The organism is Rhodococcus sp. NPDC003348 (assembly GCF_053589375.1).
Map to the genome: position 1 here is coordinate 87,774 of NZ_JBSFRT010000021.1, position 10,327 is coordinate 98,100.

The window sequence follows — 10,327 nt, forward strand, 5'->3', positions numbered from 1 at the left end:
GGGCAGCGCGGGAACCTGTCGTTCGGCAAGCTCGCGCTGTTCTCGATGGGCGCGGCCGCCGCGGTCCTGCTCGCCGTCACCATCCTGCTCGCGGTGCTGAAGCCGGGGCCGGTGGTGGGACTGGTCATCGGCCTGGCGGGAGTGGCCGGGGCGATCGCGGCGATGGGTGTGGTGTCCACCCGGATGACGCGCCGCGCGTTCGACGGCGACGACACCGAGCCGTGACACCCACCCGGGGCACGGTCCGCGTGTGTGACGCAGTAGGGTCGACGCACGTGAGCCTGGTCCTTTTGCCTGCGGTAGATGTCGTCGACGGTCAAGCTGTTCGCCTCGTTCAGGGGGAGGCCGGCAGTGAAACCAACTACGGTTCCCCCCGAGACGCCGCCCTCGCGTGGCAGAACGCCGGTGCCGAATGGGTGCACCTGGTCGACCTGGACGCCGCGTTCGGGCGCGGATCGAACCGCGACATGCTCGCCGGTGTCATCGGCGAACTGGACGTGAAGGTCGAGCTGTCCGGCGGCATCCGCGACGACGCCTCCCTCGAGGCCGCGCTGGCCACCGGCTGCGCCCGCGTCAACCTCGGCACCGCCGCCATCGAGAACCCCGAGTGGTGTGCGAGCGCCATCGCCCGCTTCGGCGACAAGATCGCCGTCGGTCTCGACGTCCGGAACGTCGACGGCCGGTACCAGCTGCGCGGTCGCGGCTGGGTCACCGAGGGCGGCGACCTGTTCGAGACCCTCACCCGGCTCGACCGCGACGGCTGTGCCCGCTACGTCGTCACCGACGTCTCCAAGGACGGCACCCTCACCGGCCCGAACCTCGACCTGCTGCGCGAGGTGTGCGCCGCCACCGACGCCCCCGTCGTCGCGTCCGGCGGCATCTCCGCGCTGGACGACGTCGTCGCGATCGCCGGCCTGACCGAGCTCGGTGTCGAGGGTGCGATCATCGGAAAGGCGCTGTACGCAGGCCGATTCACGCTGCCCGAGGCTCTCGCCGCGGTATCCGGATAGTCTCGCCGTATGACCGACCCACACGAGTTGCTCACGGTTGCCGGGGGAGTGCTCGACGGGGTCGTCGACAGGTTCCTCGCCGGCGTCGGCGCGCCAAGCGCCGTCGCGAAGGGGCCGCGGGACTTCGCGACCGCGGTCGACCTCGAACTGGAGCGGAGACTGTCCGCCGAACTCGTCGACCGCACCGGGATCCCGGTGCACGGCGAGGAGTTCGGCGGTCCCGATCTCGACACCGGACTGGTGTGGGTGCTCGACCCCGTCGACGGCACCCTGAACTACTCTGCCGGACTGCCGAACGCGGGCATCCTGCTCGCGCTGCTCAGGGATGGTCAGCCGATCCTCGGGCTGACGTGGTTGCCGATGATGAACCGGCGCTACGCGGCCGTCGTGGACGGTCCCCTGCTGTGCAACGGTGAGGAACTGCCGCGGCTGACCCCGCGGGACCTGACGGAAACGATGGTCGGCTTCGGCGCGTTCAACCTCGACGGCCGCGGTCCGATCCCCGGCGAGTACCGGGTGCGGGCCCTGGCCCAGGTCAGCCGGGTGTGCCGGCGGCTGCGCATGCACGGGTCCACCGGCGCGGACCTCGCGTTCACCGCGGCCGGGGTGCTCGGCGCCGCGGTGGTCTACGGCCACCATCCGTGGGACAACGCTCCCGGGGTGGCGCTGGTGCGGGCGGCGGGTGGCGTCGTCACCGACCTCGCCGGCGAGCCGTGGCACCTCGGGTCGCGGTCGCTGCTCGCGGCGGCGCCGGGTGTGCACGAACAGATCTTGAACATTCTCGTCCCCCTGGGAGATCCGGGGGACTACCGGGACGGCGCAAGTCGGGAAGGAACGACATGAGTGTGGCGGTACGGGTCATCCCGTGTCTGGATGTCGACGCGGGCCGGGTGGTCAAGGGCGTCAACTTCGAGAACCTGCGCGACGCCGGCGACCCGGTCGAGCTGGCGGCGCTCTACGACGCGCAGGGAGCCGACGAGCTGACCTTCCTGGACGTGACCGCATCCACCTCCGACCGCGGCACGATGATCGACGTCGTCACCCGCACCGCCGAGCAGGTGTTCATCCCGCTCACCGTCGGTGGCGGGGTCCGCACCGAGGAGGACGTGGACCGGCTGCTGCGCGCCGGCGCCGACAAGGTCAGCGTCAACACCGCCGCGATCGCCCGGCCGGAACTGCTGCGCGAGCTCAGCCACCGGTTCGGCGCCCAGTGCATCGTGCTGTCCGTCGACGCGCGCACCGTCCCGGAGGGACAGCAGCCGACGCCGTCCGGCTGGGAGGTCACCACCCACGGCGGCAAGCGTGGCACCGGAATCGACGCGATCGAGTGGGCGCAGCGCGGCGCCGAGCTCGGGGTCGGGGAGATCCTGCTGAACTCGATGGACGCCGACGGCACCAAGGCCGGATTCGACCTGCCGATGATCCGCGCGGTCCGCGCGGCGGTGCACGTGCCGGTGATCGCCAGCGGTGGCGCCGGTGCCGTCGAGCACTTCGCACCGGCCGTGCAGGCGGGAGCGGACGCGGTCCTCGCCGCCAGCGTCTTCCACTTCGGGGACATGACCATCGGGGACGTGAAGGCGTCCATGCGAGCCGACGGGATCACCGTCCGCTGACGTAGCCTCGCGGGTCGCGCCAGAGTGCCGTCACGGACGCGACCACCGAATCGGGATCGGCGATCAGTGGGGCGATGTGACCGCCGCCGCCCACTGTCACGCTGCGCGCGGACGGCATGATCGCGGCGGACGACTCGGCCTGGGCCGGCCTCCACATCGGGTCGTCGGCCGCGGCGATCATCACCGTCGGGACCTCGACCCCGGGCAGGGTGTCGGTCAGATCCGGGCGATCGAGCATGACGGACTGCATCGCCCGCAGCATCGCGGCGCGGTCGGCGCGGCGGAACGCATCCATGACCCGCGCCGACGAGTCGGGATGCTCGACGAGGCAGACAGTGCCGAGCAGGGCCTTGGCGAGTGCACGGGTGACGGGGGACGCGGGTCCGGCGAACCGGTAGAGGGTGACCAGCGGCACGACGCGCACCCACCGCTCCGTCGGTGTCAGTGCGTGGACCGGGGTGCCTATGGTTGCCAGCGACCGGCAGCGTGCCGGGTGGAGCGCTGCGAACCTCAGCCCCACGTGGCCGCCCCAGGCGTTCCCCACCCAGTCGACGGCGTCGGTGATGCTCAGGTTGTCGAGGACGCTCACTGCCGCGTCGGCGCACGCATCGAGGTCGAAGCGGCCCGGTGCGGCGTCGCTGCCGCCGTGGCACGGCCCGTCGACGAGGATCAGCGTGCGGTCGACCGCCAGCGCATCGACAACCGTGTGCCACGAGTCCGAGTCGACGAACAGACTGTGCCACAGGAGCGCGGGTGGGCCCGTGCCGACGCAGCGGACGGACAGCCGTCCGAGTGTGGTGGGGATGTTCCGGGAGCTGATCGTCATGGCCCCTCCCGATGACGCCTCGGATACCGAACCCTCGGTTTCCGAGTGTTCTCCGGTGGCGGTGAGCGAGTCAAGGCCGGTCGACGGCCGTGCACGCCCCGAGCGTCGACCGGAAACGTGCCACGGTATAACGGTCACATGAGTCTTGATCCCGCAATCTCGGCCCGGCTCAAGCGCAACGAGGCCGGTCTGTTCAGTGCTGTCGCGCAGGAGCGTTCGACGGGTGATGTGCTGATGGTCGCGTGGATGGACGACGAGGCGCTGGCGCGCACGCTGGAAACCCGTAAGGGAACGTATTTTTCGCGCTCCCGGCAGCAGTACTGGGTCAAGGGGGAAACCTCGGGCCACACCCAGTACGTGCACGAGGTGCGCCTCGACTGCGACGGCGACACCGTCCTGCTGATCGTCGATCAGGAGGGCGCGGCCTGCCACACCGGCACCCACACCTGCTTCGACTCCGACGTGCTGCTGCCGCGCCCCTGATCTCACCTGTAGAAGTGGTGAATACGCAGGTGTCCGTCCTCGACGACGCGGAACTGCGGCGGGTGCAGAAGCGCACATTGACCGTCGTCGTCCTGAGCCAGATCCTCGGCGGTGCCGGTCTGGCCGCCGGAATCACGGTCGGTGCCCTGCTGGCGCAGGAGATGCTCGGTTCGGACAGTCTGGCGGGCGCGCCGACCGCCCTGTTCACGCTCGGGTCGGCCCTCGCCGCCTTCCTGGTCGGGCGCATCACGCAGCGCCACGGACGCCGGGTGGGCCTCGGGCTCGGTTTCGGTGCCGGTGGCATCGGTGCGATCGGGGTGGTTCTCGCCGCCGCGAGCGACAACGTGCCCCTGCTGCTGGTGTCGCTGTTCGTCTACGGCGCGGGTACGGCGACGAACCTGCAGGCGCGGTACGCCGGGACGGATCTCGCCACGGCAGCGCGCCGGGGGACGGCGATCAGCGTGGCGATGGTGTCGACCACCCTCGGCGCGGTCGCGGGCCCGAACCTCGTCGAGCCGCTCGGTCACGTCGCGGAGGCGTTCGGCCTGCCTGCGCTGTCGGGGCCGTTCCTGCTCGCCGCCGCTGCCTACCTCGCGGCGGGTTCGGTGCTGTTCGCGTTGCTTCGTCCGGACCCGTATCTCGTTGCCCGGCAACTCGATTCCGCTGGTATCGGCGCGGGCACCCTCGACGGCGCGCCGCCGCGTCCGGGGGTGGGCGCCTATGTCGGTGCCGCGGTCATGGTGCTCACGCAGGTCGCGATGATCGCCATCATGACGATGACCCCGGTGCACATGCGGGCGCACGGTCACGCGTTGGGGGAGGTCGGTCTGGTGATCGGAATCCACGTCGGCGCCATGTATCTGCCGTCGCTGGTCACCGGTGTCCTCGTCGACAGGATCGGACGGCTTCCGATGGCGGCCGCGTCGGGGGTCACCCTGCTGCTCGCCGGGGTGACCGCCGCGGTGGCGCCGGCCGATTCGCTCACGTTGCTGATCGTGGCGTTGGCACTGCTCGGCCTGGGCTGGAACTTCGGGTTGATCGCCGGGACGGCGCTGGTCGTCGACGCCACCGTCCCGGAGAACCGGCCGCGCACGCAGGGGACGATCGACGTCCTGATCGCCCTCGCCGGTGCGGGCGGCGGCGCGCTGTCGGGGGTGGTGATGTCCGCGACCGACTATGCGACGCTCTCGCTCGGTGGTGGCGTGCTCGCGTTGCTTCTCGTTCCGGTGCTGTACTGGGCCCGCCGCGGAGCGCGCACCCCGTCGACCGGAGCGCCGCCCCTCCCGTCGTCAATCGGTGACGGGCGTGGCGACCCCGAGTGAGAGTGCGCCCATCATCTTCGGGGCGCCCTTCTCGTAGAACGTGTCCAGGTCCCGGATCTCGAAGCCCGCGGATCGTACGAGGGCGGGGATCTCACGCGTGAGGTGGCAGCCACCGGCGACGGCCTTCTGGATCGGCTCGAAGCGGTACTGCCAGCGGCGCACCTTCTCGTGCGGCGCGAGCCCATGTTCGACGAAGTGCAGGGTTCCGCCCGGCTTGAGGACGCGCCGCACCTCCTTCAAGGCTGCATCGACATCGGGGATCGTGCACATCGTCCACGTCGACAGGGCGGTGTCGAAGCTGTTGTCCGGGAACGGGAGTGACTGCCCGTCGAGCCCGGATCGCTGGACCGGAACGGTGGACGCCGACAGGCGTTTGCCGGCCAGCTTCCAGCCGAGGTCGGCAGGCTCGACCGCGCTGACCGAATCGACCGCGTCCGGATAGAACGGGACGTTGAGCCCCGACCCGAACCCGATCTCGACGACTCGGCCGTGCAGCCCGGCGCACGCCCGTTTCCGGGAGGGGCCGGTGACCGACATCCCGCACGAGACGTCCACGAGGCGTGGCACGATCCGATCCGAGTAGAACCCCATGAAAGCCTCCCGACCGGCTCGTTGTCCCTGGTGTGACTCCAGCATCGCACGGCCCCGCCAGGGCGGCCCGCGGTTCGGTGATCAGTGCGGACGGTCCGCCCCGTCGAGTTTTGTGGTCCGACCGGCGCGGGCCGGGCCGGGGTCTTCTTGGGCACAGCAGTCGCAGTCGTGACCCGGGGGACTGTTCGGCGCGACTGTGCCCGGTGTGATGGGCGTGCGCGTTGTCGATGATCCGGTCCGAGGGGTGTCGGTGGTCGTCGAGGGTGGCACGGGTGGTAGGCAGCACGCGTCGGCGAGACCGTGCACGGGTGCGATGCTCACGTGGATCGGACCCGCGGCGGTCGACGTAGAGGTGAGTCCGGGCAGTGTGGTGGAGCGGGCCGCGCGGATGGCGTTGCCGATGACGAGCACCTCGGCGAACTCGTGAATGAACACCACGGTCGCGAGGCCGAGGACACCGGTCGCGGCCAGCGGGATGAGCACGGTGATGATGGCGAGCGAGAATCCGATGTTCTGCACCATGATTCGGCGGGCGCGGCGGGCGTGGGCGAGCACCTGGGGCAGGTGGCGCAGGTCCTCGCCCATCAGGGCGACATCGGCGGTCTCGATGGCGACGTCGGTTCCCATGGCCCCCATCGCGATGCCGACGTCGGAGGTGGCCAGGGCCGGGGCGTCGTTGATGCCGTCGCCGACCATCGCGACCCGGCGGCCCGCAGCGAGGACCGGCAGCATCTTCGCCTTGTCCTCGGGGAGCAGTTCGGCGTGGACTGTGGCGATCCCGGCGTCGGCGGCCAGGGCGTGGGCGGTGCGTTCGTTGTCGCCGGTGAGCATCGCGACGTCGACGCCGAGTCGGCGCAGCCGGTCGACGGTCTCGGCGGCTTCGGGGCGCAGTTCGTCGCGGACGGCGATCGCCCCGATCGCCGATCCGGCTTGTTCGACGATCACCACGGTGGCGCCCGCCTCCTGCAGCCCGGCGACGTCCGCGGCCAGGGAGCCGGCGTCGATCCATCCGGGCTTTCCCAACCGCAGCGCACGGCCTGCGAGGGTTCCGGTCAGTCCGTGGCCGGGCACCGCGGTGACGTCGTCGGCCGGGGTCACCGGTGTGGCGGTGGCGGTGAGGATCGCTGCGGCGAGGGGGTGTTCGCTGCGTGCTTCGAGCGCGGCCGCTGCGGCGAGGACCTCGGCTTCGGAGATGCCGGGCGCGGCGGTCGTGGCGACGACCTGCGGAGTGTTGCGGGTCAGGGTGCCGGTCTTGTCGAGGGCGACGACGCGGATGCGGCCGAGTTCCTCGAGCGCGGCGCCGCCCTTGATCAACGCGCCGTGCCGGCTCGACGCCCCGATCGCGGCGACCACGGTGAGGGGGACCGCGATCGCCAGCGCGCAGGGGGAGGCGGCGACGAGCACGACCAGGGCGCGTTCGATCCACAGCAGCGGATCGCCGAACAGCGAGCCGATACCGGCGACCAGGGCGGCGACGACCATGATCATGGGAACGAGTGGCCTGGCGATGGTGTCGGCCAGTCGCTGCCCGGCGCCCTTGCGTTCCTGGGCTTCCTCGACGATGTGCACGATGCGGGCCAGGGAGCTGTCGGAGGCGAGGGCGGTGACATCGACCTCGATGGCGCCACCGCCGTTGATCGTGCCGGCGTACAGCTCGTCGCCCGGACCGGCCTCGAGCGGAACGGATTCGCCGGTGATGGCGGACAGGTCGAGGCTGGTGCGGCCCGAGCGGATCACGCCGTCGGTGGCGGCCCGCTCACCGGGGCGTAGCAGCATCCGGTCGCCGAGCGCGAGATCGTCCGGCGCAACCGACATCTCGTGGCCGCCGCGCAGGACCGTCGCGGTCGGCGGGACCAGGGACAGGAGCGCTCGCAGTCCGCGTCGGGTGCGGGTGACCGCGTAGCGCTCGAGTCCCTCGGCGATCGAGAAGAGGATGCCGAGCATCGCCGCCTCGGGGTACTGGCCGAGGGCGACCGCGCCGACCGCGGCGATGGTCATCAGGGTTCCGACCCCGATTCGCCGGTGTCGGAGGTTGGTCAGCGCGGCGGGCACGAAGGTCGACGCGGCGGCGACGACGGCCGCGAGTTCGAGTGCCGTGGCCACCGGGTGGGCTCCTGCGCGGCCAACCGCCCAGGCGAGGGCGAGCAGGATCGCCGCGGCGGCCGCGCACTGCAGCTCGCGGACCTGCCACAACCGGCCGGGGCCCCGGTCGGGCTCGGGTGCTCCGGTCTCGGTGTCGGAGGGTGAGGGCCCGCAGCAGGCGTCAGACACGCTCGGACTCCAGTGCATCGATCTCGGGGGCGCCGACGACGGCGTCGACGAGTGCCCGGCCGCGCGGGGTCAGCGCGTACATCACCAGTCGGCCCTGACGGCGGGAGGTGACCAGTCCGGCGACCTTCAGCTGCCGCAGATGATGCGACACGAGGTTCTGGGCCTGTCCGACCACCCACGCCATGTCGCACACGCACAACTCGTCGCCGGCGCGCAGTGCGGTCGCGATGGTCAGGCGGGTGGGGTCGCCGAGCGCGCGGGCCGCGGTGGCGGCGGGTTCGACACGTGCCGGCGTCGGGAGCTCGGCCCGGATCCGCTCGGCGTGTGGCAGGTCGAGGCAGAGCAGGTCGCAGGTGTCCGCGGGGTCTGTCATATCGATATTCTAATGGACATTGATATGACTGGGAACCGTCTCAGGTTCCTCATATCGCCGGCCGTTAGGGTGCCGACATGGAAAATGTGCCCTGTTTGTCCGGGTTATTCGCCGGATCGGATGCCGCCGCGTGACGCGCGGGGTGAAGATCTCGCTGGCTCTGCTGGTCGCGTTCGTCGTCGCGGTGGCGGCGATTCTGCTGGTCGGTCGAACCGGAGACGAGGCCGACGAATCCGCCGCGGATGCCGGTTCGAACCCGGCGGCGGTGGTGCGCGCGGACAGCCACCGTCTCTCGTCGGCACCGGAGGGAAGTCCGGCGTTCGTGGAGTTCCTCGACTTCGAGTGCGAGGCCTGCCGGTCGGTGTATCCCGCGATCGAGGACCTGCGCGCCGAGTACGGAGACCGCGTCGCCTTCGTGGTTCGCTACTTCCCGCTGCCCGGGCACTTCAATGCCGAGCGAGCGGCCCGGGCCGTGGAAGCTGCTGCGCAGCAAGGCAACTTCGAGCAGATGTATCAGCGGATGTACGAGACGCAGGCGGAGTGGGGTGAGCAGCGGGTCCCGAAGGACGACGTCTTCCGGGCCTTCGCCGTCGACCTCGGGCTCGACATGGCCGCCTACGACGCCGCGTACGCCGACCCGGCGACCGCGGCCCGGATCGCCGCGGACGTCGCCGACGGCGAAGCGCTCGGAGTGCAGGGCACCCCGTCGTTCTTCCTCGACGGCCAACGATTCGAGCCCTCCACCTACCAGGATCTGACCGATGCGCTCGACGCCGCCCTCGGCTGACGCCGACATCTCGGGAGCGGAGGTCGGTGACAGCGCGCCGTTCGACCGGGCGCTGCCGTGGCTGCTGCTCGTCGGCGGCCTGACGGGACTGGTGGCCGCGTTCGTGCTCACGGTCGAGAAGTTCGCCCTCGCAGCGGATTCGAACTACATCCCGTCCTGCAGCCTGAACCCGGTCCTCAACTGCGGTTCGGTGATGTCCACCGCCCAGGCGTCGGTTTTCGGATTCCCCAACTCCCTGCTCGGCATCACGGGGTTCGCAGCGGTCGCGGCCACCGGCGCCGGGTTGCTCGCCGGCGCCCGCTTCGCCCGCTGGTACTGGCTGGGCCTGCAGGTCGGGGTGACCGCTGCGGTCGTGTTCGTGCACTGGCTGATCGCGCAGAGTCTCTACGTCATCGGCGCCCTCTGCCCGTACTGCATGGTCGTGTGGGCGGTGACCGTCCCGATCTTCTGGTACGTCACCCTGCGGAACCTGCACCACGGCACCTTCTCCCGGCCGGTACGTGCCGAGGTGGTGGCCGCGGGAGGGAACCACCTGGTGCCGGTCACGGTGTGGTTCCTGGCGGTGGCCGCACTGGTGATCCACCGGTTCTACTCGTACTGGTCCACGCTGCTGTGACGAACGCGGCCGTGATCGGCTCGTGCGGGTCGGTTCGCCGCTGTGGCAGCGCCCGGTGCGTCCATTCTCCGTTCCCTCCGTCTGATCTGGTGTCCATCCCACCGATCAAGGAGTCACCATGACCAACCCCAACGAGTTCGAGGCCCCGGCTGCGGATCGAACGGACGTAACATCTCAGGCTGCGGCGCCCACGTGTTGCAGCTCCGAACGGCAGGCCATCTGCTGCGACCACAGTGAGAAGTCGACGTGCTGTGGTCCGGCGGCGACTGCCGGCGGCGGGTGCGGCTGCCAGTAGCCTTCAGGGCGAGAGGCGCGGTGCGAGCGAACGGGGCTCGCAGCCCCCCCCCACAGATATGGGGGGGTGAGTGAAGGGAACGGGGGGGGTAGAGTAGTATAAATTAGGTGTTTATATTAGTGGGGGGGGGGAGAAAAAAA

12 protein-coding genes are annotated in these 10,327 nt (G+C 70.6%); 8 read left to right on the forward strand and 4 right to left on the reverse strand.

The features are described from left to right. Nucleotides 1-45 precede the first annotated feature (45 nt). The 4 genes from ACWDU4_RS15615 to hisF are packed head-to-tail and all read left to right on the forward strand — an operon-like array spanning nt 46 to nt 2,623. Nucleotides 46-225 carry a hypothetical protein gene (locus ACWDU4_RS15615; RefSeq protein WP_450114827.1) on the forward strand — a complete coding sequence of 60 codons (180 nt, stop codon included), beginning with the start codon at nt 46-48 and terminating at the stop codon, nt 223-225. 50 nt (nt 226-275) lie between these two features. Continuing rightward, entirely contained in the window at nt 276-1,010 is a 735-nt protein-coding gene (gene priA / locus ACWDU4_RS15620) for a bifunctional 1-(5-phosphoribosyl)-5-((5-phosphoribosylamino)methylideneamino)imidazole-4-carboxamide isomerase/phosphoribosylanthranilate isomerase PriA (RefSeq protein WP_450114811.1), read from the forward strand. A gap of 9 nt (nt 1,011-1,019) precedes the next feature. Further along, a complete protein-coding gene (locus ACWDU4_RS15625; RefSeq protein WP_450114812.1) occupies nt 1,020-1,853 on the forward strand; it encodes an inositol monophosphatase family protein in 834 nt (277 codons plus the stop codon). Next, on the forward strand, nt 1,850-2,623 hold the full coding sequence (gene hisF, locus ACWDU4_RS15630; RefSeq protein ID WP_450114813.1) for an imidazole glycerol phosphate synthase subunit HisF: 774 nt from the start codon (nt 1,850-1,852) through the stop codon (nt 2,621-2,623). The genes ACWDU4_RS15625 and hisF overlap by 4 nt, the downstream gene beginning before the upstream one ends. Here hisF and ACWDU4_RS15635 read toward each other — a convergent pair. Further along, nucleotides 2,610-3,449 (reverse strand): alpha/beta fold hydrolase, encoded by an 840-nt coding sequence (locus ACWDU4_RS15635; protein ID WP_450114814.1) that lies wholly within the window; start codon nt 3,447-3,449, stop codon nt 2,610-2,612. The two genes, hisF and ACWDU4_RS15635, sit on opposite strands and share 14 nt — an antisense overlap. Before the next feature lie 138 nt (nt 3,450-3,587). Here ACWDU4_RS15635 and hisI point away from each other — a divergent pair, with 138 nt between their 5' ends. Continuing rightward, a complete protein-coding gene (gene hisI / locus ACWDU4_RS15640; RefSeq protein WP_345345785.1) occupies nt 3,588-3,932 on the forward strand; it encodes a phosphoribosyl-AMP cyclohydrolase in 345 nt (114 codons plus the stop codon). A gap of 14 nt (nt 3,933-3,946) precedes the next feature. Beyond that, nucleotides 3,947-5,254, forward strand: coding sequence for an MFS transporter (locus ACWDU4_RS15645; protein ID WP_450114815.1), 1,308 nt, complete (start codon nt 3,947-3,949; stop codon nt 5,252-5,254). Here ACWDU4_RS15645 and ACWDU4_RS15650 read toward each other — a convergent pair. The 3 genes from ACWDU4_RS15650 to ACWDU4_RS15660 form a co-directional block, all read right to left on the reverse strand. Continuing rightward, nucleotides 5,222-5,845, reverse strand: a complete 624-nt coding sequence (locus tag ACWDU4_RS15650) for a class I SAM-dependent methyltransferase (protein ID WP_450114816.1) — start codon at nt 5,843-5,845, stop codon at nt 5,222-5,224. The two genes, ACWDU4_RS15645 and ACWDU4_RS15650, sit on opposite strands and share 33 nt — an antisense overlap. A gap of 81 nt (nt 5,846-5,926) precedes the next feature. Further along, the gene (locus ACWDU4_RS15655) at nt 5,927-8,116 is read right to left on the reverse strand and encodes a heavy metal translocating P-type ATPase (RefSeq protein ID WP_450114817.1); all 2,190 of its coding nucleotides are present in this window, start codon (nt 8,114-8,116) and stop codon (nt 5,927-5,929) included. Then, a complete protein-coding gene (locus tag ACWDU4_RS15660; protein ID WP_450114818.1) occupies nt 8,109-8,489 on the reverse strand; it encodes an ArsR/SmtB family transcription factor in 381 nt (126 codons plus the stop codon). The genes ACWDU4_RS15655 and ACWDU4_RS15660 overlap by 8 nt, the downstream gene beginning before the upstream one ends. Nucleotides 8,490-8,619: 130 nt before the next feature. Between ACWDU4_RS15660 and ACWDU4_RS15665 the strand changes: the two genes are divergently transcribed. Further along, a complete protein-coding gene (locus tag ACWDU4_RS15665; RefSeq protein ID WP_450114819.1) occupies nt 8,620-9,276 on the forward strand; it encodes a DsbA family protein in 657 nt (218 codons plus the stop codon). Continuing rightward, nucleotides 9,251-9,892: a vitamin K epoxide reductase family protein gene (locus ACWDU4_RS15670; RefSeq protein ID WP_450114820.1), complete on the forward strand. Its 642-nt coding sequence runs from the start codon at nt 9,251-9,253 to the stop codon at nt 9,890-9,892. The genes ACWDU4_RS15665 and ACWDU4_RS15670 overlap by 26 nt, the downstream gene beginning before the upstream one ends. The last annotated feature ends 435 nt before the right edge of the window (nt 9,893-10,327 follow it).